The organism is Arthrobacter sp. 35W, assembly GCF_000482545.1.
Classification (GTDB): Bacteria; Actinomycetota; Actinomycetes; order Actinomycetales; family Micrococcaceae; genus Specibacter.
This window is the reverse complement of sequence record NZ_KI519455.1, coordinates 1,899,194-1,923,942: the sequence shown is the minus strand read 5'-3', so window position 1 is coordinate 1,923,942 and position 24,749 is coordinate 1,899,194. Positions and strand designations below refer to the sequence as shown.

Below are 24,749 nucleotides of genomic sequence, written 5' to 3'. Positions count from 1 at the left end.
TTTCCTCGGCGGGCGAAGTCCCGCCCTTCCTGGGCCTGGGAGGGGCAGCTGGCGGCGACCGCTCCGGCCGCCACACGCATCATCGCAGTGGCCCGCGAACCACTGTTGATCGGAATCAGCCAAAACCGCCAAACCGAACTGTGAAAAAACCGCCAGTCCGACCTAACAGTCACAGGTTAAGTGACAGTCTCCGGATGTGCCTCAACCCGGGTTCTGGATGTCACGTAAATGAACGTATAAATGACAGGGGAAAAGGCCATGCTCGTCGGCTGCAACCGGATGCGCGCCCGGGTCACGGAGGAGCTCAAGCAGCACTTCCGCCCCGAGTTCCTCAACCGTGTTGACGACGTCGTGGTGTTCCCGCAGCTGACCCAGGACGAGATCATCGAGATCGTGGACATGTTTGTCGCACGCCTCGAGGGCCGTCTGAAGGACAAGGACATGGGCATCGTGCTGACCCCGGCGGCCAAGGTGCTGCGGGCCACGCGCGGCTACGACCCCGCCATGGGTGCCCGGCCGCTGCGCCGGACCATCCAGCGCGAGATCGAGGACCAGCTCTCGGAGAAGATCCTCTTCGGCGAGATCAAGGCCGGCGACATCGTGGCCGTGGATGTCGACGGTGAGTGCGACGACGCGAAGTTCACCTTCGCCGGCACCTCCAAGCCGCACATCCCCGAGGCCCTGCCCGCAGGCGCCTAAGACGCGGCGGGCCGGGTGGCCGGCCCCCGGTTTTGGCCCGGTGGCGGGCCCAGAGGTGCCCACAGTGCGTCGCGAAACAATGAGGGACGCGGGGCGTGGCGTCCGCTGCCGCTTTCGTCGGCCACACTTGTCAGGTGCGTACTTTTGGTGTGGAAGAAGAATTCCTGATCGTGGATCCCGTCAGCGGCAGTCCTCTGCCCCTGGCCGCAGGACTGATGCGCCTCCCGCCAGATGGCCAGGCGGTGCACCCTTCCGCCCATCCGGTGTTGGCCGTGGAGCTGCATCAGGAACAGCTCGAAGTCATCACGCACCCGCACAGCAGCCTGGCCGGGCTCGCCGCCGAGATACTGGCGGGCCGCGCCTTTGCGGACTCGCTCGCCCGGAAAGTCGGGGCGAGGATCGCCGCCCTGGCCACCTCCCCGCTGGCAGTCGCAGCCCACCCAACCCGGAACGAACGCTATGACGCGCTGCTAGAAAAGTATGCCCTGACGGCCCGCGAGCAGCTGACCTGCGGAACCCACGTCCATGTCTCCGTCGGCTCGGATGAGGAAGGCGTCGCGGTCCTGGACCGCATCAGGTCCTGGCTGGCGCCGCTCATCGCGTTGAGCTCGAATTCCCCGTTCTGGAACGGCACGGACAGTGGCTACGACAGTTTCCGCACGCAGGCCTGGAACCGGTGGTCGACCGCCGGGCCGACGGAAGTCTTCGGCTCGGCACGGGCCTACCACACACTGGTGGCGGACCTCTCAAACACGGGGGTGGTCATCAACCCGGATTTTGACGCCCGCCTCTCCACCCGCCACCCCACCGTGGAGATCAGGGTGGCCGATGTGTGCCTCGATGCCCGCGACACCGTCCTGATCGCCGCCCTGGTGCGGGCGCTGGTGGAGACCGCCGCACGGGAATGGGCGGCCGGACAGGCGCCGGACATGGTTCCCGCCACCATTCTGCGCCAGGGGGCCTGGCGGGCCAGCCGGTGGGGCATGCACGGGGAACTGCTCCACCCGACAACCCACAAGCCGGACACCGCAAGACATGTCATCTCCGCACTCTATGACCATGTCCGGGACGCCCTGGACGAGGCCGGAGATGCAGCCTATGTCGAGGAGTCACTACAAAGGATCCTCAGCAACGGAACAGGGGCCAGCCGGCAGCGCCAAGCCTACGAACGCAACGGCCGACTGGCCGACATCGTCACCCACGCCATCAGCCTTACCCATCAAGAACTCGCCGAATACCTGCCTTGGGGGAACAATTCCTCACGTCGAACGCAAAAACCGCCAGCCCAAGGTGCAATTTAGCCGCCAACCGAAGTTAACAGTCACACCCAAACTGACTGTCAAAATCCCTCCCCACACTCCTTTATCGTCAAAGCTGGCTGGTTCTGTGATTGAATCTGTCAACCCGGGGTGCGTTGGGGCGCCCCCAACACTGTCAATGGGGGGTGCAGATGCCGCTGATTGCGATGCTGGACGGGGAACGAGTCGACGCCACAACGCACACACCTGCATCGTGGGCCGATCTCCAGGCATCGGAAGACCGGAAGCGGCTCGTCATGCCCGTGTGCAATATCTGGGCCGTCGCGAAAACCCGGGGACAGGCCACCAGGTTTTTCGCCCACTACCGGCTGACCGACTGCGGCGTTGACCACGGCGGGGAATCGCCGCAGCACCTGGCCATGAAGGAGGCCCTGGCCCGGGGGATCGGGGCGGTGCCCGGCTGGCGGGCCGTCATCGAATACCCGCACCCTTCCCGCGAGTGGATCATCGACGTCCTGGCGGAATCCGACGACAGGCGTCACCGCGTCGCCTTCGAGGTGCAACTATCTTCACAGACACCGGCCGACTATTTTCGCCGGACCCAGCGGTACTTCGACAGCAACGTCTTCCCCGTCTGGCTGGTGCCCCGCGCCCTCGAATACAGCCCCGTCCACCTGCCGGTAGTGATCACCGGGTTCGGCAAGACCTCGGAAGTCCCCGAAAACCCGGCAGACATCCTCGACCTGGAAATCAAGCACAATCTCGTCCTGGAGCAGAACACCCTAGGCGGCTTCGTCACAGACCTGCTGAGCAACGGTCCGCGGTGGAAGCCCAGCACACCGCAGAAACAGCAAGCCGACCGGGATGAGGAACAGGGCCGGCGGATCGCGGCTCAACTCGCCGACGCCGAACGCATCGCCAAAGCCAAGGATGCCGTTGAGGATATGAACCGCCACAGCATGGCCCCGGAGAGGACCTTCGTGCCGCACACCGTCCACACCGAGGCTGGACCCTTCGTCTGGGCGACCTTGACCTGCTGCTGGAAATGCCGGGATCAGATGATGGTGTGGGAAGCATGGAGCGGCCGACCTGGCGAGCAGTACTCGTCCGCGCCGCAAGTGACTGTGAAGCGCAAAGTCGGTCCGAGGCGATATCAAAACCACCCGGACGTCCACCAGGCCGTCGACACGTGGATCGTTCGGTCTGGTGCTGCGGTGACGAAGGCCCGGATCGAAACCCGCAGCAGTCAAGGCAAGGGAGAGTCATACAGTGCCTTCGTGTGTCCAAGGTGCCGCGCCCTTATCGGACAGGTCTACGTTGCGCAGATCAACGCAGAGCACTGGTCGGTCATTAGTGCGCCCCTGCTCCAGAAAATCTGAGAGGCCCGAGGCGGCAGTGCACAAGATGTGATCGCACACGTTTTCGGGACGTCCCAAAACTAAGTTGACCAACTGAAACTCTGGCTACAGAACGTTGCGAGCCGGGTGTCCCACATCCAAGGAAATAGAACACGCACTCGGGAGCCGTTCACCGCTGCCATGTGAAGCCTAAGTGAGCTGTGCAGACGACTTCGCACATTTTGTGCAGTCGACTTCGAGAAATGACAATCGTGAGCACTCGTCCGTGCCCTGCGATTCTCGTAACTATGTCTTGAAACCTTGCGGTTGATTTGGCGTGTCCACCGTTGGTTACGAGACACATCGAAGAAGGCCATAACGAAGCTAGTCGGCCACGCACGAGTTGCGACGCCGCAACAGCTCACCGTCCAGTAGTAAACGATTCTTCCGACATCCAGGTCACGAACGTCAGGTCCGTGGTTGGGCCCCCGTTAGCAGTCCAGCGTCTATGCGATAGCTAATTGGTTCTCTTGCGTCCAGGTTTCCCAGTACCGGTAGGGCGTCATGCCGTCCAGGGATCCGTGGGGCCGTTCATGATTGTAGATAGCTTTCCATTCGGCGGCCAAATACTTTGCTTCGGCCATGGTGTCCATGATCTCGCCGGTGAGTTGTTCCCTTCTGAATTGGGCGTTGAAGGATTCGATGAAGCCGTTCTGCCAAGGTGATCCAGGGTCGATGAATGCCGTGTCGACGCCGACGGTGTTGCACCACTCGATCAATGCCGCGGCGGTGAATTCAGGCCCGTTGTCACACCGGACGTAGGCAGGTGCCGTGCCGGTTTCGGCGATGATGTTCTCCAGCACCGCGACCACGTCGGCGGCCTTGAACGACCTGCGCGGGATGATCGCCAGCGCGGTGCGGGTGTATTCGTCGATGACGTTGAAGAACCGGATATGCCGGCCGCAGGAGGTCACATCCGACTGGAAATCGAAGCTGACCACGTGCATCGGGTACTGCGCTGTGAGGCGCTTCTGCTCCCCGGCGCCGGGCCCGGTGCGCCGCTTCTTCCGCGCCTTCGGCTTGCAGGTCAGCCCTTCGTCGCGCCAGAGCCGGCGGATCCGCTTCCGGTTCAGCGCCACACCGTCCCACGCAGGCTGCGCGAGCAGGTGCCAGCGGGCCTTCCGCCAGCCCCACGCCGGGTGCTTCACGGCCACGGCCCGGAGCTCCGCCCGCAGCTGCATCTCCTCGAAACCCATGTCCGGTTTCTTCTTCCGGAAGGCAGAGCGGTTCTGGCCCAGAAGAGCGCAGGCGAAGCGTTCGGACGCCCCGAACTTCTCCACCGCCATGCGGACGGCACGGCGGCGGGGTTCGGGGCTCAGAATTTTCCCTTGGCCACCTCGTTCAGGATGTCGATGGCGAGCTCCTTTTCCGCCAGCAGCCGCTTGAGCCGGGCGTTCTCCTTCTCCAGCTCCTTGGTCCGTTTGGACGCCTCGGCGTTCTTCTCGGACCCGTACTGGTTCAGCCAGCGGTACCAGGTTGCCTCGGTGACCTGGAGCTCCTTGATGACCTCGACCATCGGGCGTCCGTCATTGAGCATTTTCTGGCCCTGCCGGACTTTGGCGATGACCTGCTCGGGGGTGTGTCTGCGTGCCATGATTCGTGAATTTCCTCCTGTGTCCATTCTCGGACACGAAACTCACACAAACACTGGACTCCTACGCGGGGACCCAACCATCCGCACTTCGACAGAGCATTGGGCGCGCTGATCGACGACCCCACCACGCGCCCCAGACCGCCGCCAATGACCGAAACCACAACAATTTTCCAATTACCCCTTTATTGCTTGTCAATCCTTGTCATTGACTTCAACAACGCAGTGGACGGCATCGGCGCCGCCACGCGGGCATGGAAAGGGCATTGAATGAACATCGCACTCACCCGACGCCAGTTGCTGCAGGGCGGGGTCGCCGCCTCGCTTCTCACGGCCCTGGGAGCAGGCTTCGCGCCCCTGGCCCAGGCTGCCACCACCGCCACCGATGCTGATCTGTTGGCGCTGCGTGAACGCTGGGTGGACCAGACCACGGGCCGCACGGTGGTCTCGGCGTCGGACCCTGATTTCGCCGCGACCTTGGCCCGGCTCGACACGGCCGTCGCCGCCTCGCTGGCGCTGCTGGTCCCGGGCGGGGCCCGGACCAAGGTCTTCTCGGACACCGATTTCGCCGTCGACGCCCAGATCGTCACGGTCTACAAGCGGCTGGCGCAGATGGCCACGGCCTGGGCCACGCCGGGCTCGGCGTACCTTCGCGATGAGGCCCTGCTGGCGGACATCCGCGCTGGACTGGCGGACGGGCATCGGCTGGTCTACAACGCCGGGCAGGCCGAGTACGGCAACTGGTGGTCCTGGGAGATCGGCACGCCCAAGGCCCTGACGGACACGATGGCCATCCTCGGGGACCAGCTGGACGCCACCGAGATCGCCAACTACTGCGCGGCCGTCGACCACTTCATTCCGGACCCCACGATGCAGTTCCCGGACAGCCGCGGCAAGATCCTCTCCGAGGGCGCCAACCGCGTGGACATCTGCCAGGCGATCATCATCCGCTCGATCGTCGGCCAGGACACCGCGCGGCTTTCCGCGGCCATCGCCGCCCTCAGCCCGGTGTGGCAGTACGTCACCAGCGGCAATGGCTTCTTCGCAGACGGATCCTTCGTGCAGCACTCCACCATCGGCTACACCGGCACCTACGGCGTCGTCCTGCTCGGTGGCCTGGCGAAGCTGTTCTCGCTGCTGGGCGGCTCGCCCCACGCCGTCGCCGATCCTACCCGCAGCATCCTGTTCGACGCCGTCGAGAGTTCCTTTGCCCCGTTCATCCACGACGGCGCCATGCTGGACTCCGTCCGCGGTCGCGCCATCTCGCGCACCCAGGAGCGCAGCTACGACGACGGCGCGATGGCCATCGAGGCCATCCTGTGGCTGGCCCGTGCCGTGGATTCCACCACCGCCGCGCGCTGGAGCTCGCTCTGCCAGGGCTGGATCCAACGCAGCACGTACAAGAGCCCGACGGCGGGGGCTACGATTCCGCGCACCGCCCTCCTCAAGGAACTGCTCGCCGCCGGCGCACCGGCCGCGGCGGAGCCGGTGGGGCACAAATTCTTCGCCGGCATGGACCGTTCGGTCTACCGCTCCGAGGGCTGGGCGGTGGCGCTGGGGCTCTCCAGCCGCCGCATGACCTGGTACGAATGCGGCAATGGCGAGAACAACACCGGCTACAACACCGGCTCCGGCCTCACCTACCTGTACACCGGCGACGGCGGCCACTTTGACGATGACTTCTGGCCGACGGCGAACCTGAACCGGCTGCCCGGCACCACCGTCGACACCACCCCGCTGAAGCCCAAGGTGGAGGGCGAGTGGGGTGCCAAGACGCCGCAGAATGAGTGGACGGGCGGCGCCACGCTGGAAGACTACGGCGTGGTCGGCATGCATCTGGTGGCCCCCGGTGGCACCGGCATGAAGGCTCGGAAGTCCTGGTTCTTCCTGCCGGACATGGTGGTGGCGCTCGGCTCGGACATCCGCACCAACAGCGGGAAGAGCGTCGAGAGCATCATCGAACACCGCAACCTCGGCCCCACGGGCGGCAATGCCCTGGTGGTCGACGGCGCCGCGGTCCAGACCGAGGCCGGCGCAGCCAGCGTCCACGCCGGACCCCAATGGGCGCATCTGGACGGGGTGGCCGGCTACCTGTTCCTCGACGGCGCATCCGTCACGGTGCTGCGCGAAAACCGCACGGGATCGTGGAAGGACATCAACACCGGCGGCACCGCTGCCCCCACCACCCGCCAGTACGCCACGCTCCTGGTGGACCACGGTAGGAGCCCTGCTCAGGGCAGCTACGCCTACGCCGTCCTGCCCGGCGCCACCGCGGAAACGACGGCCAAGGCTTCCACCAAGGACAGGCCCACCGTGCTGCGCAACGACGCAGCGGCCCAGGGCATCGCCTCGGGCAAACTGACGGCCGCCACCTTCTGGCAGCCGGCCACGGTGGGCAGCATCGCCGCCGGCGGTCCCGCCTGCGTGCTGGCCTGGCAGACGCCGGGCGTGCTGAAGCTGGCGGTCTCGGACCCCACCCAGAGCGCCGCCTCGGTGGTCCTCACCATCACCGGCACGAAGTTCACCCGCGTGGATTCCGGCTCCGGGGCCACCCTTGTCCGTGCCGGCAACGGCGACGTCGTCGTCACCATCCCGACGGCGGGGCTGGCAGGGGCCAGCGTTGAGCTGAAGCTGCACAAGTAGCGGCACACCAGGGAAGGCGGCCAGTCCAATGGACTGGCCGCCTTCCCTGTGCCCGCGTGCGGACTGCCGGGCCCGGGGCAACACCCCGGGTACGGCCAAGTCCTACGCCGGAACGGACAGCACCACCGCCTCGCCGCGGGCGGCGGACTCGTAGGACTGCAGCACCAGTTCCACCACATGGCGGGCGTGGGCCGTGCTGACGGCCGGCTGGCCGCCGGCCACGGCGGAGGCGAAGTCGGCCAGCTGTGCGGTGAAGGCCGTCTGGATGTCCGAGGGCGAGGACGTGTGGATCTGCGTGGTCACACCGTCGCGCTGGATGAACGTGCCCTGGCGCGGATCCGCACTGACCAGCCCGTGCTCGCAGACCACCACGATCTCATCCAGGTGCCGGGGTGCGTCCGAGGCGATGAAGATGCGCACCGCCACCCCGTTGGCCAGCTCCAGCTCCATGGCGCCGTCGGTCTCCACCGGCGAGCCGAACCGGTTGCGGGTGGTGGCCGAAATCGATGCCGCCCGGGCCCCACCCATCCAGAGGGCACGGTCCAGACAGTGGGCGCCGATGTTGATGAACGCGCCGCCGCCGGAGACCTCCTTGTCGAAGAACCAGGCCGAGCGGTGGCCCGGTCGGTAGTCGGTGCTGCGGTAGTCGTGGATCATCTGCACCGGGCCCAGCTCGCCGGTGGCCAGCACCTGCGCCATGGCCGTCTTCTCGGGAAGGAAATGCTGGATCTGGCCGATCACCATCACGACGCCGGCCCCATCGCAGGCGTCCTCCATCAGTTGGCAGTCGGCCAGGGTGGTCGCCATGGGCTTCTCCACCAGCACGTGGATTCCAGCGGCAGCTGCCGCCAGCACCATTTCCGTGTGCAGGCTGTGCGGGGTGTTGACGACGACGGCGTCCACCCGCCCGCTTGCCAGCAGCTCCCGGTAGTCGGTGAAGACGGCGGCTCCCCACTCGGCCGCAACGGCGATGGCCCGCTCCAGGTTCAGATCGCAGACAGCTGTCAGTGTCATGCCCTCAATACTGGCGGCCCCCTGCGCATGCAAGGGGGCCACCGCCCCGGCACCGATGATTCCTATCCGCATTAACAATTCCTTCTCTCCGTGGTTCCCTAGTCGGTGCTTATCAAGTCAGTCGCACTCAAGTCCGTGCTTGTCCGGTCCGGGTTTGCCTGGCCGGGGGCCGGCAGCAGCCGGGCGCCGCACGATTCCCGCACCACAAGTCCGGGCCGCAGGCGCACCTGGTGCAGCGGGCACTCGGCGCCCTCCACCAGCCTGCGCAGCATGATCTCCGCGGCCATCCTGCCCATCCGGTGCTTGGCGGGGGCCACCGCCGTCAACGGCACTTCGGCCACATCGGCCAGTTCGTCGTCGTACGAGACGAGCGCCAAATCCTCGGGGATCCGGACGCCTGCCCGCCGCGCGGCGGCCTCCAGGAGGGTTGCCTCCCGATCGCCGAACACCAGGGCCGCGGTGGCTCCCACCTCGCGCAGGGCCGCCAGCATGCCCTCGGCGGCTCCGTCCTCCCATTCCGGCTTGGTCCGCCGGATGATCTGCGGCGCAAAGCCCATGTCCGCGGCGGCCCGCTCGTAGCCGGCCACGATGGCAGGCTCGGTCGGGGTGTTGGTGCGCGTCAGCAGCGCGATCCGCTCATGCCCGAGGGCCCGCAGATGAGCCATGGCGTCATACGCCCCGCCCTGGTGGTCGGAGCAGACATGCTCGCTTCGGTCCCCAGGACCCAGGTCCGTGAGGCTGCGCTCCAGCAGGACCACCGGCACATCAAGCGCCATCAATTCCGCCACCCGGCGGGCCGGATCGGGGATGCCCGTCAGCGTGGGCACCAGGATCAATCCGTCGACGCCGGAGCCCAGCAGGAAGTCGATGCTGGCGTCCTCGCGCTCCGGCTGGTAGTTGTACGTGGACAGCTGCAGACTCACATCCGCCGCCGACAGGGTCTGTTCGATGCCCTGCAGCACCCGGGGGTAGTACAGCTGCGTATCCGGCAGCAGCACGCCCACGGTGAACCGCGAGCGCCGCCGGACCGGCTGCGGCGGCGCGACAAAGCTGCCGGCCCCCTGCCGCCTGACCACCAGGTCGGATTCAACCAGCTCGTCAAAGGCCCGCCGCACAGTGGTCAGGGACAACCCCGTCTCGCTGGCCAGCTGGGCCTCCGTCGGAAGCTTGGCACCGATGGCCCAGGTGCCGGCGAGGATGCCCCGCCGCAGCTCATCGGCCAGGGCTTGGAACTTGAGGTCCTTGGACACTGTGTCCCTGATGCGGCGCGTTGCACCTGTTGCTGCCACTGCCCCTCCTTTGCGGATTGTGCTCCGGGAACCGAGTATCCCGGGCTGAAAAGAAATGAATAAAGGACTATTCCAAAAGAATTCGCACTGCCTGCCCACCATGCCACCGCCAAATCGCCGGAACAACAGCCCGACCCACAACGTAGGAACAAGTCATGGTGTGACATGCGCATCAATCCTGCGCAATGTTCCCCAGGTACTCCTTGATTCCTCTCTTTCGCGGCTGTTTGAGTCGTGGGACACAGCCGCCACGGCGGCGCAAAGACTCGCATCAAACAACAACTTTCAAACAGCCCAACGACTTAACAGAGGTGGCTTCATGAACTCCAAGTCCCGCATCGTGCAGGCACTGGCCGTACTGGCCGGCGCTTCACTGGCCCTGACCGCCTGCGGGCAGGGCTCGGCAAGCACGGCCCCTTCCGAGGGCGGTACATTGACGTACTGGTCCATGTGGAAGGACGGCGAACCGCAGCAAAAGGTGATCGCCGAGGCCATTGCCGACTTTGAGCAGCAGACCGGCGCCACCGTCAAGGTGCAGTGGCAGGGCCGCTCCAACACCGAAAAGCTCGTCCCCGCCCTGAACACCAACAACGTGCCGGACATCGTGGACGGCCCCTACGCCAAGCTGGCCACAACGATGGGCGACACGGGGCAGGCCCTTCCCCTCGGCGCCGCCTACGACACCGTGGTGGACGGCAAGAAGGTTTCCGAGCTGGTCCCGGCCAAGTACACTGCCATCAGCAACATCAAGGGCGAGGACGGGACGCCCTGGATGCTGCCGTACAGCCTCAGCTCCGATGCCATCTGGTTCGACGCCGCCAAACACCCAGAGCTCGTGGCCAACCCGCCGGCCGATTGGAATGGCTTCATCGCCGAGCTGGACAAGCTCAAGGCCGCCGGTGAGACACCGCTCGCCGCCGACGGCGATGTGGCCGGGTACAACGCCCTATGGTTCACCACCGCCTTGATCCGGACCGAGGGCCCGGGCTCCTTCAAGACGCTCGCCTCCGACAAGACCGGTGCCGGCTGGGATGCCCCGAAGGTCCTCGCCGCTGCACAGAAGGTGGAGCAGATCGCCAAGGGCGGCTACCTGGTCCCCGGCTACGACGCCAGCAAGTGGCCGGCCCAGCAGCAGGTGTGGGCCAGTGGCAAGGCCTCGCTGATCCTCAACGGCTCCTGGCTGCCCACCGAGACCAGCACCTACGCCGCCGAGGGCTTCCAGTACTCCTCCTTCCCGTTCCCGGCCATCGATGGCAAGCCCGCCGCGGTGCGCGCCGACTTCATCGGCTGGGCCGTTCCGAAGAAGGCCAAGAACCCCGGACTGGCCCAGCAGCTGGCTGCCTTCATGCTGAACAAGAAGTACCAGGACGACTACGGCACCAAAGCGAAGGTGCTGCCCATCCGCGCCGACGCCGCCAGCGCCCCGCAGATGGATTCGGTCAAGAAGGCCCTCGACAACGCCACCACCGTGTACCAGGGCGGCGACGGCGTAACGTACGCGGGCTACATGGAGAAGGTGTTCTGGCCGATCGATGACCAGCTGTTCCTGGGCAAGATCTCCGCTGCTGAGTTCGTCGCGAAGATGAAGGACGCCCAGGTCCAGTACTGGAAGGACAACGGCTGATGAGCGCGGCCACCACCACCCGGCGCACTGCCTCCTCTGGGACGGAGCGCCGTCCCAAGGAAGCAGGCCGTCCGCAGGCGGGCGGGAGCACCATGGACCGCCAGCGCCGCAAGCTCCTGGTCCCCTTCGTGGGCCCGGCGTTCATCTTCTACACGGCGCTGTTCATCATCCCCGCCATCGGGGCCGCCTGGATCAGCCTGCACAAGTGGGCCGGCAGCGGTCCCATGACCTTCGTGGGCATTGAGAACTACCTGAGGGTCTTCCGGGATCCGCTGTTCCTGAAGTCCTTCGGCAACACCCTGCTGCTGCTCTTTGTGGTGGGCGCTGCCATCTTCATTCTGGCCTTCGCCATGACGCTGGTGCTGCGGGACATGGCGGGGAAGAAGATTGTGCGTTCCGTGATCTTCTTCCCCCACCTGATCAACGCCCTGGTCTTTGGCGTGCTGGCCGGGTTCATCTTCAACCCCGGCGGCATCGTGAACACGCTGCTGGCACCGCTGGGGGTTCAGAACCCGCCGGCGTGGCTGGCCCAGGACAACATCTTCCCGCTGATCATGGCCACGCTGGTGGCCACCACCACCGGCTACTTCACCACCATCCTGATGGCCGGCGTCGACCGCATCCCGCCGTACTACTACGAGGACTGCGCCCTCGCCGGAGCCACCCCGTTCCAGCGGCTGCGCTATGTGATCCTTCCGCTGACCTGGGATGTGTTCGGCACCTGCGCGGTGCTGTGGACGATCTCATCGATCAAGATCTTCGAGATCATCTGGGTCTTCGGTGGCAGCAGCGGCGCCGGCATCCCGCCAACGCAGAGTTGGACCACTGCCGTCTACACCTACGTGACGGCCTTCTCCGGCCAGTCCACGCCCGCCTACGGAGCGGCGACGGCGTCGGCCATCATCTCGCTGGCCCTCGTCTCCGTGCTCGTCGTCGTGCTCCGCCGGGCCATGCGCCGCGACGCCGTCGAATTCTAAGGATCATCATGACAACTCTGACCAAACAGAAACCGCCGGCGCCGGCTCCACTGCGCCGTCCGGCCAACCGCCGCGGCACCAGCCCGGCGATGCGGGCGGAGCACAGCATTGCCCGCAGCATCGGCGTTGTGCTCCTGTGGGCCGTGGTGGCGATCAGCATCGGCATGCTCGTGTGGATGCTGCTGCAGGCCTTCCGCGACACCCGCGCCATCCTCAGCAACCCCTGGGGCATGCCGGAATCCTTCGACATGGTGAACTTTGTCCGGGCCTGGACCGCCAGCGATTTTGCGACGGCAACTGTCAACAGCGTCGTCACGACAGGCGTGTCCTCATTCCTCACGGTGGCCCTCGCGGCCCCGGCGGCGTACTACCTCAGCCGGGTGGAAAGCCGGCTGACGGGCGCGCTGAGCATGTACTTCATCCTGGGGCTGGGCATCCCGGCGCAGGTGATCCTGATTCCGCTGTTCGTGATGCTGAACGAGGCCCACCTGACCGACAGCCTGTTCGGCCTGAACCTGGTGTACATCGGCGTCTCGATGCCGTTCACCGTGTTTCTGCTGACGGCGTTCTTCCGCAGCCTGCCGCTGGAGATGGAGGAGGCGGCCGCCTTGGACGGCGCCTCGGCGCTGCGGACCTTCGTGCAGATCACGCTGCCGCTGGCCAAGGGCGGCATCCTGACCGCCTTCGTGCTGCAGGTGGTCAGCCACTGGAACGAGACGCTGCTGGCCCTGACGCTGATCCAATCCACCGAAAAGTACACGCTGCCGATCGCGCTGATCTCCTTTGTCCAGCAGCAAACCTACTCCGGAGCGGACTGGGGCGGGCTCTTCGCCGGCCTGTGCATCGTGGTGCTGCCCATGTTGATCGTCTACGTCTGGCTGGGCCGCCACCTCACGGAGGGGCTGACCCTGGGCATGGGCAAATGAGCCGGCCCAATCTGCTCTTTGTCCTGGCGGACCAGTTCCGGGCCATGTGCCTGGATGCACCCGGCGATGGCGGCGATCCCGTGTCGACGCCGTCGCTGGATGGACTCGTGGCGCAGGGAACCTCCCTGCGCCACGCGGTCAGCAACTACCCGGTCTGCAGCCCGCACCGGGCGATGCTCATGACCGGGCAGTATCCGCACCAGAACCACGTGACCCACAATGTGAACTCGCTGACGGCGTCATGGGGCGTGGGCCTGCGCGCCGACGCGCCGTCCTGGGTCCGGGTGCTGCGGGATGCCGGCTACCGGACGGGCTACATCGGCAAGTGGCATCTGCAGGCACCCGTCCCCGAGGACGCCGTCCACGGCGAGGGCATCCTTGAGGACGGACGCTACTGGGATGCCTATTCGCCCCCGGAATGCCGGCACGGCTTCGACTACTGGTACTCCTACGGCTGCTGCGACCAGCACCTGACGCCGCACTACTGGACCGGGGACGCACCGCGGGAGCAGCGCATCGACGTCCAGGGCTGGTCCGCGGCCCACGAGACGGACGTCGCCATCGGCTTCCTCGACGACGGCGTTCCGGACGACGGCGGCGCGCCCAACAACAGGGCGCCGTTCGCGCTCGTCGTCTCCTACAACCCGCCGCACCAGCCCTTCGACCAGCTGCCCGAGGGCTGGGACCAGAGCTACGGAGACCTGCCCGCCGAGGCTTTGCTGCCGCGGCCCAATGTGGACCTCGACGGCGGTGCCGGCCGCGAGGCCGCGGAGATCGCTCCCCTGTACTACGCTGCGGTGGCGGCCATCGACGCCCAGGTGGGGCGGCTGCTGGACGCGCTGGCGGACCGCGGACTGGCCCAAGACACCATCGTGGTCTTCACCTCCGACCACGGGCAGCAGATGGGCAGCCACCAGCAGCTGTACAAGAACGTCCCGTACGAGGAATCCATGCGGATCCCCTTTGCCCTGCGCTGGCCCGGCCGGATCCCCACCGGGCCCAATCCAACGGTGCTCTCCAGCGTGGACACCGGCCCCACACTGCTGGGGCTGATGGGTCTGGCCGACAGCATCCCCACTGCGATGCAGGGCGCCAACCTGGCCGCCTCGCTGCTGGACCCGGGCGCTGCAGATGCCGACGCCGGGGCCCTGTACTTCCGCTACCCCCACGACGCGGCAGGCGCCCCCAGCCTGCGGGGCTTCCGGACGGCCACGTGGAAGATTGTCGCCAGCCACTCCCCCGGCACCGGGACCGGTTCCGGTTCCGGTTCCGGGACGTCGGTGGAGTGCTTCGATCTGGACGCCGACCCGTACGAGTTGCATCCCATCATTGGTGGGCCGGCGACGGCCGCCCGCGTAACCCGTCTGGCCGCGGAGCTTGCGGCTGCCGGGGACGACTGGGCTGGACTGCCCGGGCTTCGGCAGCTGGCCGCGGCCGAGCCTGCTGCTCCCTGAGGGCGGCCGGTCCGTAGGCCGTGTGTCGTCAGACGCCGGCCCCTGCGGTCTTGTCGGTCATATCGGGCTTTGACGGTTCGCTGAGGTGGATCGCCAGCACGATGAGGCCCGCGATGGGCACCAGCAGCCAGAACACCTCGCCCCATTCGCGTCCGGCATCGCGCAGCCGGCGGACCATCACGGCCAGCGTCGGCAGAAGGACGACGACGGACCATACCGACGCCAGGCTGGAACCAATGGCAAACACGCCGTTGCCAGTTGCAATGTTCAAGGCGCCCAAGGCGCTGCCCACCAGGGCGGCAAAGAGCACGAACCACCAGAATTCCGGCCTTGTTGCCCGCCCGCCAAAGTCCGCGTATTTGCCCAACGCCGTGGCGATCGCCATGCCGAAGGACATCGGGGCTGGGGCTGGTGCCTGCGTCATGGGGACACAGTACCGAACTCTGCAGCGGCGGCGCACCGGCTGGCCGGCTGGGCCTGGGCGGGCGGCCGTTTGCGCACCTGGCGGGGGGCGTTGCTATGCTCGGTGAAGGCCCGCCCTTCAAAGGTGCCCGAGGGCCATCTGAGCTCGCAAGAGGAGAGGCGGTGAACGGCCTTGGCCAGTCATAGTATCTACGCCGACGCAGGCCGCGCCCTCTTGCACGCCTCCCGCTCCCTCTAGGCCGAACCTCCCGTTCGCCCCGCCAGGTCCGGGCCCGCTCCAAGACGCCGCCGCGCCGGCTCCCGGACCACACATCCTCCGGCACACCGCACTCTTTGCGGTGCTGCCGTTGCCGTGCCCCGCCGCGATCCGGCGGGCCGGCCACCAGAGCGGAGCCTACCCATGAGCATTGTTGACAACGGCCTGTACGTCGCAGGACGGCGCACGGAAACCCCCACCAATCTGCTGGAAACCTACGAGGCGAGGCATGCCGGCGACGGCATGGCCTGGATCGGCCTGTACCGCCCGGAGCCGGCGGCCATCCGCTCCGTGGCCGCCGAGTTCGACCTGCACCACCTCGCCGTCGAGGACGCACTCTCCGGACACCAGCGCTCCAAACTGGAACGCTACGGCGACACCTTGTTCCTGGTGCTGCGCCCGGCCCGCTACCTTGACGCGGACGAGATGGTGGAGTTCGGCGAGCTGCACATCTTCATGGGCAAGGACTTTGTGGTGACCATCCGCCACGCAGAGTCACCCAATCTGGCCCGCGTGCGCCGCCGACTGGAGGCCAATCCGGAGCTGCTGGCCAAGGGCCCCGAGGCGGTCCTCTACGCCATCCTGGATGAGGTGGTGGATGAGTACGAGCCCGTCATCGCCGGGCTGCAGAACGACATCGATGAGATCGAGGACCAGCTCTTCGACAGCGCCTACAAGGGAGATCTGTCCCGGCGCATCTACGAACTCTCCCGCGAGGTCATCAACTTCCAGCGTGCCGTCCACCCGTTGGGCGACATGCTCCAGGGCCTGCAGCGCGGCTCGCTGAAGTACCGCGTGGACATCGAACTGCAGCGCGCCCTGCGCGATGTCCAGGACCATCTGCTGCGGGTCACGGACCGGGCCAACAGCTTCCGCGCCCTGCTGGAAACCGCCATCAACGTCCACGCGACGCTGGTGACGCAGCGGCAGAACGATGAGCTGCGGCACATGACGGAGACCAGCATTGCGCAGAACGAGGAGACCAAGAAGATCTCCTCGTGGGCGGCCATCCTGTTTGCCCCCACACTGGTGGGCACCGTCTACGGCATGAACTTCGATGTGATGCCCGAGCTCCATTGGGAGTTGGGCTATCCCTTTGCGATTGGCTTGATGATCGTGCTGGGCGTGGGGCTCTACACCGTGTTCAAGCGCCGGCGCTGGCTCTAGAAGCCTGCGCCCCGGATCACGGCGGCAAGCCCGGTGAAGCCCAGCCTGTCGGCGTTCTCCAGCGCCGTGCGCCCCTGGGGGTCGCGGATGCCCGGGTCAGCACCGGCGGCCAGCAGCAGGGACACCACCTGCTGCTGGTTGGGCCCGCCGTCGTTGAGCAGCACGGCCTCCTGCATGGCCGTCCAGCCCAGGTTGTTGACGTGGTTGACGGGCACGCCGGCGGCGATGAGGATCTTCACCGTCTCCACGTAGCCGTGCTCGCTGGCCGGGATCAGCGCCGTGCCGCCGTAGCGGTTGGTGCTCGCGACGTCGGCGCCGTGGGCCAGCGTCAGGGCCAGCACCTCGTTGAACCCCTCGGCTCCGGCATAGAGGAACGCCGAGTCCTGGATCGCATCCTTGGCATTCACATCCCCGCCGGCGGCGATGAGTTCGCCCACGCGGGCCGCGTCGTTGGCCTTGACGGCCAGAATGAGGTCGGTGTCCAGTGCCATCTGTTCCTCTTTCGTGAGTGGAGTAGGTGCAGGCAGGGCCGCCGGGGTGGACGGAGACGGGGCGGACGACGACGGCTGGGATCCGGAGGCCGACGACGTCGTCGAACTCGTTGCCCCTCCGGCGCCGGGTGCCGCTCCGCCCGCCGGAGCACAGCCTGCCAACAGCAGCCCCGCCGCGACTGCGGCGAGCGCCAGCGCCCGGTGCTGAAAGGAGCCCATGGAACCGAGCCTACTTGGCCGCGGCGGCCAGGGCTGCCACTCCGGCGGCGGCGCAGGCCTCGTCCAGCATGCCGTCCGGCGCCCCGCCGACGCCGATGCCGGCAATCGAGACGCCGTTGACCTTCACCGGCACGCCGCCGGCCAGGAACAGGGTGCCCGGCAGATCGTCAATGCCGGGGCCGTTGCCGTTGATGCGCTTGGCCAGTTCGCTGGTGGGGGCGCCGAACGCGGCGGCCGTGTAGGCCTTCTGTTGGGCCGCCTCAATGGTGTGCTCGGCGGCATTGTCGCCGCGCAGCAGCGCCTGCAGCGTGCCAAAGCGGTCCACCAGGGCCACCGTCACGAAGGGCAGCTTGTCGCCTTGGCACTTGTCCATCGCGGCGGCCACGGCGGCGGCCGACGCGTCCACGGAGATCCGGTTCTGGGACACCACGTTTTCCTGTGCCGGGGCCGCTTCCACGGTCTGCACCTTGGCGGGCGCCTCGGGTGCGATGGAGGCGTTGGCGGCGACGGTGGCCCCTCCGGTGGCGAGCAGGGCTGCCGCGGCAGCGGAGGCAAAGATGGCGGTGGACTTCTTCATGGTGGTCTCCTCGGATGGAATGAACTGCGTGTTCCTCCATGCTTCCGCCACCTGCCGCCGCCGGGCATCGGGCCTTCGGCCACCGCGGCCTCAGCCGTTGGGGCGGCCGTATCAGCCAAATGGCTGAGGCGGAGCCTCCCGCGCGCCCTCTAGCATGGAACAGGAACCCTTTGCCGCTGGATGGACCTGGATGGACACCGCATGAGAGCCTCAGACACTGTGCCCGGGGCCCCTGCCCGGCGGCCCTCCCTGGAGCGGATCGACGCCGTCGTCCACTTTGGCTTTGCCGTCCTCATGGTGGCCTCCGGGGTGCGGTACACGATGCGGCACAGCCCGGCGGACAACCTCTGGGTGCTGGCGGCCGCGGCAGCCGTGGCAATCCTGTACGCCTCGGTGGCGGTTCTGGCCCGGCACCGCGAACCCCATCCGGTGTGGATGCTGGCCCTGATGGCCGTCTGGGTGCCACTGGTGCTCTCGGCCCCCAGCTTCGCCTGGTGCTCCTTCGCCCTCTACTTCCTCTGCCGCGCCGCCTTCAGCGGTGCCGTGGCCTACACCGCCGCGGCGGCCACCACCGTGGCCACCGCCGCCGGGCTGTTCAGGCTCAGCGGCGGCACCGACATTGCCATGCTGCTGGGACCCCTCGCCGTCGGCGTCCTGCTGACGGTGGTGTACGACCGCATCGAGGCCGACGCCCGCATCCAGCGGCAGCTCCACCGCGAGGTCGAGGCGGCGCAGGAGCGGCTGCTGGCCAGCGAGCGCGAGGCCGGCGCCGCCGCGGAGCGCGAACGGGTCTCCCGGGAAATCCACGACACCGTCACCCAAGGCCTGGCCTCGAACATCCTCCTGCTGGAGGCCGCCGCACGGTCCTGGCCGGCGCCGTCGGCCCTGGCTGACATCCGGCAGGCCGGCACGCTGCTGCGCGGGAACCTGGCCGAGACCCGCAGCCTGGTCCATGAGCTGTCCTCCCCCGGTTCGGACGATGTCCCCCTCCCTGCCGCGCTGCTCGAGGCCGCCACCGCCTATGTGGGTGGGGCGGAGCTGGCGGCCACGGGACTGGAACGGCCGGTGCCGCTGGATGTGCGCCATGCCATGGTGCGGGTCGCCCAAAGCGCCTGCGCCAACATCACCCTGCACGCCGGCGCCAGCCGCACGGTGCTCACCCTCGGCTATCTGCCCGACGCCGTGACGCTGGACATCCACGACGACGGCCGCGGCTTCGATCCTCAGCTGCTGGATGCGCCCAGTGCGGATGGCGGCTACGGGCTGCGGGCCATGCGCCAGCGCGTGGAGCAGCTCGGCGGCACCTTCAGTGTGGAAAGCACCCCCGGCGAGGGCACCATCGTCGCCGCCCAGATTCCGCTGCCACTCTTGGAGGACACCCCATGACCACCATCCGGATCCTGCTGGTGGACGACCATCTGGTGGTCCGCACCGGGCTGAAGGCGCTGCTGGGCACCCAGGAGGACCTCGACGTCGTGGCCGAGGCCGGCTCGGGCGAAGAGGCCCTGTCCGCCGTGGCGGCGTCGAGCCCCGATGTGGTCATCATGGATCTGGCCATGGGCCCCGGGATGGACGGCATCGCGGCCATCAAGGCGCTGCGGGCGGACAATCCCCGCCAACCCATTCTGGTGTTCACCACCTACGACTCCGACGCGGACATCGTGCGCTCGGTGGACGCCGGCGCCATGGGCTACCTGCTCAAGGACGCCGCCCCGGAGGAGATCTTCGCCGCCGTCCGCGGCGCTGTCGCCGGCCGCAGCCACATGAGCGCCCCGGTGGCCTCGCGGCTTTTTGCCCAGCTGCGCAATCCGGAGGCCGTGCTCACCCCGCGCGAGGCGGAGCTGCTCACCCTGCTCACCCAGGGGTTGAGCAACCGCGAGCTGGGCCGGAGCCTGTTCATTTCCGAAGCCACGGTGAAGACCCATCTGGCCCATATCTACGCCAAACTCGGCGTGGAGACGCGCGCGGCCGCCATCGCCACGGCCATCCGCCGAGAGGGCATGCGCTGAGTTCCGGTGTTGCGGCCGAGCGGCGTCTGACTGTACGCCGGATGCGGGCTGGGCGTACGCTGACAGTGGACGCACAAGGTATATTCAGCCAATTCCCAGCCAATGGTCGGAGACTGAAATGGTGAAAAAGACTGGACCCGAAGCAAAGCTCCTTGTTGTCGACGACGAGCCCAACATCCGCGAGCTGCTCTCCACCTCGCTGCGGTTTGCCGGCTTTGAGGTGGTCGCCGCCGCCAATGGGCGCGAGGCACTGGCCGCCGCCGAGGAGCACAACCCCGATCTGGCCGTCCTGGACGTGATGCTGCCGGACATGGACGGGTTCACCGTCACCCGCCGCCTGCGCGCGGCCGGACGGCACTTCCCGGTGCTGTTCCTCACCGCCCGCGACGACACCGAGGACAAGGTCACCGGCCTGACCGTCGGCGGGGACGACTACGTCACCAAGCCCTTCAGCCTGGATGAGGTGGTGGCGCGCATCCGCGCCGTGCTGCGGCGCACCCAGCCGACCGAGGACGACGACGCCGTCCTGCGCGTTGACGATCTGGAGCTCGACGACGACGCCCACGAGGTCCGCCGCGCGGGCAAGACCGTGGAGCTGTCCCCCACCGAGTTCAAGCTGCTGCGCTACCTGATGCTCAACCCCAACCGCGTGCTGTCCAAGGCCCAGATCCTGGACCACGTCTGGGAGTACGACTTCAACGGCGACGCCTCCATCGTGGAGTCCTACATCTCCTACCTGCGCCGCAAGGTGGACACGGATCCATCCCTGCCCGCCCTGATCCAGACCAAGCGCGGCGTGGGCTACGTGCTCCGGACGGCAGAGAAGCGCTAGTCCCTTGATCCACATCTGGAAGAACGCTTCGCTGCGGTCGCAGCTGGTGGCCATCATCAGCGCCCTGCTGTCCCTCTCGCTGCTGGCGCTGGGGACCACCACGTTCCTGCTGCTCCACTCGTTCCTCGAGGACCAGATGGACGCGCAGTTGCAAACCTTCCAGAAATCGATCGCCGGCGGCGTCCACGCGGAGAACAATCCGGACAACCCCATCGGCTTCGAGTACTACGTGGGCTACTTCGCCCAGGACGGCTCCCTGGTGGGCCAGAACCGCTCGGGCAAGGACCAGCCGGTGATGTCGCCGCTGACCCTCAACCAGGCAAACCTGCTGGCCGGGCGGCCCTTCACCGCGCCCAGCAGCGACGGCGGCGACCCCTGGCGCCTGATCCTGGTCTCGCCGGCGACCATCACGGTGACGGCGTCCGACGGGCCGGCCAAATTTGTCGGGTACGTCGTCGTCGGCCTCCCCTACGAGTCGCTGAACGGCACCATGGAGCGGCTGGCGGTGGTCATCGCGGGTGTCGCCATACTGGCCATCACGCTGGGCACGATGATCGCCTATTGGACAGTCACCAGATCCTTTAGACCACTGGCCAGGGTGGAGCGGACCGCCGCGGCCATTGCTGCCGGCGATCTGTCCCGGCGCGTGCACATTGAAAACCCCAACACCGAAGTGGGCCGGCTGTCCGGCTCGCTGAACGCGATGCTGGCGCACATCGAATCCGCCTTCGCCGCCCGCACGGCGTCGGAGACGCGGATGCGCCGCTTTGTTGCCGACGCCTCGCATGAGCTGCGCACCCCACTGGTGACCATCCGCGGCTTCTCCGAGCTGTACCGCCACGGCGCCCTGCAGACCCCGGAGGATGTGGGCACCGCCATGGGCAGGATCGAGAGCGAAGCCAAGCGCATGGGCGAATTGGTGGAGGATCTGCTCATGCTGGCCCGCATTGACGAACAGCGCCCGCTGCAGCTCAAACCGGTGGACCTGCTGCTGCTGGGCCACGACGCCGTCGTGGACGCCCGCGCCATCGCCGGGGACAGGACCATCACCGTCCAGGGCCTCGACGGCGGCCCGGCCACCAGCGCCCCGACCCGAGGCGATGAGGCCAAGCTGCGCCAGGTGGTGGCCAATCTGATGGGCAACTGCCTGCGCTACACCCCCGAGGGAACGCCGTTGGAGATTCTGGTGGGCACACGCACCGAAGCCGACCGCCAGGTCTCGGTGCTGGCCATCCGCGACCATGGGCCGGGCATCTCCGATGAAGAGGCCCCGCGCATCTTCGAACGCTTCTACCGGGCCGACACCTCCCGCAACCGCAACACCGGCGGCAGCGGGCTGGGTCTGGCCATTGTGGCGGCGATTGTTGCAGCCCACTCCGGAACCGTCCGGCTGGAACCGACGGAGGGCGGCGGGGCCACCATGGTCATTACGCTGCCGTTCGAGTCCGCCTCCGACGCCGGAGACGAGACAGCCGCCGACGGCGGGGCAGCGGCCACTGCGCCAGCGCCTGGCAGCGACGGCGGCAGCGACGGCGGTGCGGCCTCCCCCGGCGCAGCCGATGCCGCCGGTTCCTCCACAGCTGCGGCGGAGGGCGCGGGCCAGCACAACTAGGACGTACGGGTGCCTGGGCTGCCTGCGGCCGTCCCAGCATGGAATGGTGCAACCCACGATTCCAGGAGGAACACCATGGCACAGTTCAACGTCAACAGTGACGAGCTCGGGGTCAAGAACCAGGCAGTCCACGGCTCGATGGAGCGCATCAGGGCCGAGGTGGATGCCATGACCCGCAATCTGGCGGACCTCCAGTCCACCTGGACCGGCGCGGCCTCGAACAATTTCCAGGTGCTTGTCAATGACTGGCGGGCCACCCAGCTGCGGGTTGAAGCCTCCCTTGAGAGCATCAACGCCGCCCTCGGCACCGCCGCCACCCAATACGCCCAGGCCGAAGAAGCCAACACCCGCATGTTCTCCGCCCGCTGACCCTCCCCGGTGGTTGAGCGCAGCGAAGCGGAGCCGAAACCCGGTGAGCAGTCAATGTCCCCGGCCAGCGACGTCGAACCCCTTCCAGGACGCAGTAGTGGTCGCGTCATGGACGGGGAAGTGCGTCGCCGATGCAGGTCCGCGTCCCCTGCCGCTTCCCTACGCCTCGGGGGTGCCTTGGTGGAAACGCAGGCGCCACTGGCCGTCGGCGTGGCGCCACAGGGAGCTGCGAAGCGAACTCCCCCGTTGGTCGGTGCTTCGGTACGTCAACAAGGCCGTGGTGCCGTCCAACATGGCAACATTCAAAATGTCCATGGCCGGCTCCGCAAAGGCCTCGCCCACCAGTTCGTCCAGCACGGCGTCGCGCGTCCACAGGCGCCCTGAGGCCCCGATCTCTTCAAAGTCGGGGTGCAGCAGGGTCGCCACGCGGGTGCTGTCGGCCCGGACCGAGGGGTCCAGCAGCTCCCGTTCCAGCGCGACGACGGCGTCGGCCGGGGTGCGGGCGAAGGGCGCCGCGTCCTCGTCGGCCAGGGCGGAGAAGAGGTCCGGCTGCTCGTGGTCCAGCTGGACCGATTGCTGCGGCGCTGCCTGGTGCACGGGCGACGACGAGAGCTGTCCTGCCGGCGAGGCTGCGGTTCCGCCGTCGACGGCGCCGGGGAACCCCGGCCCGCGGGGCGGCTGGCGCTTGGCCTGGTAGGCCGTGGCAGCGGCACGCGCCTTGTCGTCGGCCGCCTCGTTGAGGTCGTGTCCGGCGTGGCCCTTCACCCATTCAAAGGTGTAGCTGCGGCCCACGATGGCAGCGTCAATGTCCTTGAGCAGATCCACGTTGAGCACTGGCTTGCCGTCGGCTTTGCGCCAGCCCTTGCGCTTCCAACCCGGCATCCATTTCGTGATGCAGTTGATGACGTACTGGCTGTCGCAGAGGATGCGCAGCGGCTCGTTCGGCAGGTGCGCCGTGGAGCGGAACAGATCCAGCACGGCCATCAGCTCGCCCTGGTTGTTGGTTCCATGCGGCCAGCCCCCGGCCTGCCAGCAGTTCTCATCCACGTACCAGGCCCAGCCGGCCGGCCCGGGATTTCCCAGTGCGGACCCATCAGCGGCAGCAACAATCGTCATGCATCAATACTTTCATGGGACGGAGCACGCGGATTCCCACGAGTTCCAGCGATGCCGAATCGTACCCCCATCGCCGCCGATCCTTGCTTGATCGTGCGCCATCCCCCAGCCACACTTGACGCATTCCTTCAACCAAGCAGGGCGCTGACATGGACATCACCATCCCCACGCGGTGGCGGAAGGCGCGCACCGCATTGGCCGCAGTGCTGCTGGCGGCGGGGCTCGGCCTCGTTGCACCGGCAGGAGCCTCGGCATCCACTGCCGCTGCAGTCCCGGTTTCCGGCTTGTCCTGGCACAACTGCGGCATTGTCTGGGGATCGCTGCCAAGGTCCAATGCCACCAATCTGGGGCCAAGCCAGGATCCCATCACCAACATCCGCGCCGGGCGCCATGCGTGCTTCGACCGTCTGGTGGTGGACGTGCGGGGCGAGGCTCCCCGCTACACCGTGCGCTACGTCCCCGAGGTGGTGCAGGATGGCTCGGGTGCCGTGGTTCCGCTGCGGGGTGGAGCGTTCCTCCAGGTGACGGTGCTGGCACCGGCCCATGACAGCGACTACAACGCCACGTACTCCCCGGCCAACCCGAAGGAAGCAGTCAACGTTGCAGGCTTTGCGACCTTCCGCCAGGTGGCCTTCCTGGGCACCTTTGAAGCAGTGACGCAGATTGGACTGGGCGTTCGGGCCCGCCTGCCGTTCCGGGTCTTCACCCTGGACGGTCCGGGCGATGGATCACGGCTGGTGGTCGACGTCGCCCACCGCTGGTAGCGGCGCAGAAACAAGAACGACGGCGGTGTCCGGTTCCCCCC

The 24,749-nt window shown here is 67.2% G+C and carries 21 protein-coding genes and 1 pseudogene; 15 read left to right on the top strand and 7 right to left on the bottom strand.

Features of this window, described 5'->3' with window-relative positions; all coding sequences use genetic code 11:
- Positions 1 to 267: 267 nt before the first annotated feature.
- From K254_RS0120785 to K254_RS0120775, 3 genes and pseudogenes are all read left to right on the top strand, one after another.
- Positions 268 to 699, top strand: a pseudogene (locus K254_RS0120785) (NDP-hexose 4-ketoreductase); the annotation flags it as partial.
- A 134-nt stretch (positions 700 to 833) separates the two neighbouring features.
- Entirely contained in the window at positions 834 to 2,000 is a 1,167-nt protein-coding gene (locus tag K254_RS24595; RefSeq protein WP_081710300.1) for a carboxylate-amine ligase, read from the top strand.
- A gap of 149 nt (positions 2,001 to 2,149) precedes the next feature.
- Positions 2,150 to 3,337 (top strand): competence protein CoiA, encoded by a 1,188-nt coding sequence (locus tag K254_RS0120775; RefSeq protein ID WP_026556944.1) that lies wholly within the window; start codon positions 2,150 to 2,152, stop codon positions 3,335 to 3,337.
- A 464-nt stretch (positions 3,338 to 3,801) separates the two neighbouring features.
- Here K254_RS0120775 and K254_RS0120770 read toward each other — a convergent pair.
- Positions 3,802 to 4,949 (bottom strand): IS3 family transposase gene (locus K254_RS0120770; RefSeq protein ID WP_155848397.1). Its coding sequence is split into 2 segments (ribosomal slippage): positions 3,802 to 4,676 and positions 4,676 to 4,949, totalling 1,149 coding nucleotides; the frame shifts between segments, so codons are not numbered across the junction.
- 267 nt (positions 4,950 to 5,216) lie between these two features.
- Here K254_RS0120770 and K254_RS0120760 point away from each other — a divergent pair.
- Positions 5,217 to 7,589 carry a polysaccharide lyase 8 family protein gene (locus K254_RS0120760; RefSeq protein WP_026556943.1) on the top strand — a complete coding sequence of 791 codons (2,373 nt, stop codon included), beginning with the start codon at positions 5,217 to 5,219 and terminating at the stop codon, positions 7,587 to 7,589.
- A 102-nt stretch (positions 7,590 to 7,691) separates the two neighbouring features.
- Here K254_RS0120760 and K254_RS24590 read toward each other — a convergent pair whose 3' ends face one another.
- Together K254_RS24590 and K254_RS24585 are read right to left on the bottom strand one after the other, a co-directional pair.
- Positions 7,692 to 8,675 carry a Gfo/Idh/MocA family protein gene (locus tag K254_RS24590; RefSeq protein WP_051389458.1) on the bottom strand — a complete coding sequence of 328 codons (984 nt, stop codon included), beginning with the start codon at positions 8,673 to 8,675 and terminating at the stop codon, positions 7,692 to 7,694.
- Positions 8,676 to 8,701: 26 nt separating this feature from the next.
- On the bottom strand, positions 8,702 to 9,892 hold the full coding sequence (locus K254_RS24585) for a GntR family transcriptional regulator (RefSeq protein WP_231391931.1): 1,191 nt from the start codon (positions 9,890 to 9,892) through the stop codon (positions 8,702 to 8,704).
- A gap of 319 nt (positions 9,893 to 10,211) precedes the next feature.
- Between K254_RS24585 and K254_RS0120745 the strand changes: the two genes are divergently transcribed.
- From K254_RS0120745 to K254_RS24580, 4 genes are read left to right on the top strand one after another with little or no spacing between them, the layout of a single operon-like run.
- Positions 10,212 to 11,516 (top strand): sugar ABC transporter substrate-binding protein, encoded by a 1,305-nt coding sequence (locus K254_RS0120745; RefSeq protein WP_026556942.1) that lies wholly within the window; start codon positions 10,212 to 10,214, stop codon positions 11,514 to 11,516.
- Positions 11,516 to 12,493, top strand: coding sequence for a carbohydrate ABC transporter permease (locus tag K254_RS0120740; RefSeq protein ID WP_035750438.1), 978 nt, complete (start codon positions 11,516 to 11,518; stop codon positions 12,491 to 12,493). The genes K254_RS0120745 and K254_RS0120740 overlap by 1 nt, the downstream gene beginning before the upstream one ends.
- Before the next feature lie 8 nt (positions 12,494 to 12,501).
- Positions 12,502 to 13,419, top strand: coding sequence for a carbohydrate ABC transporter permease (locus K254_RS0120735; protein ID WP_026556940.1), 918 nt, complete (start codon positions 12,502 to 12,504; stop codon positions 13,417 to 13,419).
- Positions 13,416 to 14,873, top strand: a complete 1,458-nt coding sequence (locus K254_RS24580; protein ID WP_051389457.1) for a sulfatase family protein — start codon at positions 13,416 to 13,418, stop codon at positions 14,871 to 14,873. The genes K254_RS0120735 and K254_RS24580 overlap by 4 nt, the downstream gene beginning before the upstream one ends.
- 28 nt (positions 14,874 to 14,901) lie before the next feature.
- Here K254_RS24580 and K254_RS24575 read toward each other — a convergent pair whose 3' ends face one another.
- The gene (locus K254_RS24575) at positions 14,902 to 15,297 is read right to left on the bottom strand and encodes a DUF805 domain-containing protein (protein WP_231391930.1); all 396 of its coding nucleotides are present in this window, start codon (positions 15,295 to 15,297) and stop codon (positions 14,902 to 14,904) included.
- Between the two features lie 399 nt (positions 15,298 to 15,696).
- Between K254_RS24575 and K254_RS0120720 the strand changes: the two genes are divergently transcribed.
- Entirely contained in the window at positions 15,697 to 16,719 is a 1,023-nt protein-coding gene (locus tag K254_RS0120720) for a magnesium and cobalt transport protein CorA (RefSeq protein ID WP_026556939.1), read from the top strand.
- On the opposite strand, the gene K254_RS0120715 is transcribed toward K254_RS0120720, so the two are convergent.
- Complete coding sequence (locus K254_RS0120715; RefSeq protein WP_035750436.1) at positions 16,716 to 17,429, bottom strand: ankyrin repeat domain-containing protein; 714 nt, start codon at positions 17,427 to 17,429, stop codon at positions 16,716 to 16,718. The genes K254_RS0120720 and K254_RS0120715 overlap by 4 nt on opposite strands.
- Positions 17,430 to 17,439: 10 nt before the next feature.
- Complete coding sequence (locus tag K254_RS0120710) at positions 17,440 to 18,006, bottom strand: GlcG/HbpS family heme-binding protein (protein ID WP_026556937.1); 567 nt, start codon at positions 18,004 to 18,006, stop codon at positions 17,440 to 17,442.
- A gap of 201 nt (positions 18,007 to 18,207) precedes the next feature.
- Between K254_RS0120710 and K254_RS24570 the strand changes: the two genes are divergently transcribed.
- From K254_RS24570 to K254_RS0120685, 5 genes are all read left to right on the top strand, one after another.
- On the top strand, positions 18,208 to 19,392 hold the full coding sequence (locus K254_RS24570) for a sensor histidine kinase (protein WP_035751213.1): 1,185 nt from the start codon (positions 18,208 to 18,210) through the stop codon (positions 19,390 to 19,392).
- Positions 19,389 to 20,015 carry a response regulator gene (locus tag K254_RS0120700; protein WP_026556936.1) on the top strand — a complete coding sequence of 209 codons (627 nt, stop codon included), beginning with the start codon at positions 19,389 to 19,391 and terminating at the stop codon, positions 20,013 to 20,015. Before K254_RS24570 ends, K254_RS0120700 begins: the two co-directional genes overlap by 4 nt.
- A 121-nt stretch (positions 20,016 to 20,136) precedes the next feature.
- Positions 20,137 to 20,847, top strand: coding sequence for a response regulator transcription factor (locus tag K254_RS0120695; RefSeq protein ID WP_026556935.1), 711 nt, complete (start codon positions 20,137 to 20,139; stop codon positions 20,845 to 20,847).
- A 4-nt stretch (positions 20,848 to 20,851) separates the two neighbouring features.
- Positions 20,852 to 22,459, top strand: coding sequence for a sensor histidine kinase (locus tag K254_RS24565; RefSeq protein WP_081710298.1), 1,608 nt, complete (start codon positions 20,852 to 20,854; stop codon positions 22,457 to 22,459).
- Positions 22,460 to 22,534: 75 nt separating this feature from the next.
- On the top strand, positions 22,535 to 22,828 hold the full coding sequence (locus K254_RS0120685) for a WXG100 family type VII secretion target (protein ID WP_026556934.1): 294 nt from the start codon (positions 22,535 to 22,537) through the stop codon (positions 22,826 to 22,828).
- A gap of 159 nt (positions 22,829 to 22,987) precedes the next feature.
- On the opposite strand, the gene K254_RS0120680 is transcribed toward K254_RS0120685, so the two are convergent.
- Positions 22,988 to 23,944: a ribonuclease HI family protein gene (locus K254_RS0120680; protein WP_026556933.1), complete on the bottom strand. Its 957-nt coding sequence runs from the start codon at positions 23,942 to 23,944 to the stop codon at positions 22,988 to 22,990.
- Between the two features lie 149 nt (positions 23,945 to 24,093).
- Here K254_RS0120680 and K254_RS0120675 point away from each other — a divergent pair, with 149 nt between their 5' ends.
- The gene (locus K254_RS0120675) at positions 24,094 to 24,708 is read left to right on the top strand and encodes an AMIN-like domain-containing (lipo)protein (protein ID WP_035750434.1); all 615 of its coding nucleotides are present in this window, start codon (positions 24,094 to 24,096) and stop codon (positions 24,706 to 24,708) included.
- Positions 24,709 to 24,749 lie beyond the last annotated feature (41 nt).

Coding starts and splice junctions, on each gene's coding strand:
- K254_RS0120715 (WP_035750436.1), bottom strand. CDS start 17,429: ATGGGCTCCTTTCAGCACCGGGCGCTGGCGCTCGCCGCAGTCGCGGCG.
- K254_RS0120740 (WP_035750438.1), top strand. CDS start 11,516: ATGAGCGCGGCCACCACCACCCGGCGCACTGCCTCCTCTGGGACGGAG.
- K254_RS0120735 (WP_026556940.1), top strand. CDS start 12,502: ATGACAACTCTGACCAAACAGAAACCGCCGGCGCCGGCTCCACTGCGC.
- K254_RS0120700 (WP_026556936.1), top strand. CDS start 19,389: ATGACCACCATCCGGATCCTGCTGGTGGACGACCATCTGGTGGTCCGC.
- K254_RS0120720 (WP_026556939.1), top strand. CDS start 15,697: ATGAGCATTGTTGACAACGGCCTGTACGTCGCAGGACGGCGCACGGAA.
- K254_RS0120680 (WP_026556933.1), bottom strand. CDS start 23,944: ATGACGATTGTTGCTGCCGCTGATGGGTCCGCACTGGGAAATCCCGGG.
- K254_RS24570 (WP_035751213.1), top strand. CDS start 18,208: ATGAGAGCCTCAGACACTGTGCCCGGGGCCCCTGCCCGGCGGCCCTCC.
- K254_RS24590 (WP_051389458.1), bottom strand. CDS start 8,675: ATGCGGATAGGAATCATCGGTGCCGGGGCGGTGGCCCCCTTGCATGCG.
- K254_RS0120710 (WP_026556937.1), bottom strand. CDS start 18,006: ATGAAGAAGTCCACCGCCATCTTTGCCTCCGCTGCCGCGGCAGCCCTG.
- K254_RS24575 (WP_231391930.1), bottom strand. CDS start 15,297: ATGACGCAGGCACCAGCCCCAGCCCCGATGTCCTTCGGCATGGCGATC.
- K254_RS0120775 (WP_026556944.1), top strand. CDS start 2,150: ATGCCGCTGATTGCGATGCTGGACGGGGAACGAGTCGACGCCACAACG.
- K254_RS0120675 (WP_035750434.1), top strand. CDS start 24,094: ATGGACATCACCATCCCCACGCGGTGGCGGAAGGCGCGCACCGCATTG.
- K254_RS0120745 (WP_026556942.1), top strand. CDS start 10,212: ATGAACTCCAAGTCCCGCATCGTGCAGGCACTGGCCGTACTGGCCGGC.
- K254_RS24580 (WP_051389457.1), top strand. CDS start 13,416: ATGAGCCGGCCCAATCTGCTCTTTGTCCTGGCGGACCAGTTCCGGGCC.
- K254_RS0120685 (WP_026556934.1), top strand. CDS start 22,535: ATGGCACAGTTCAACGTCAACAGTGACGAGCTCGGGGTCAAGAACCAG.
- K254_RS0120760 (WP_026556943.1), top strand. CDS start 5,217: ATGAACATCGCACTCACCCGACGCCAGTTGCTGCAGGGCGGGGTCGCC.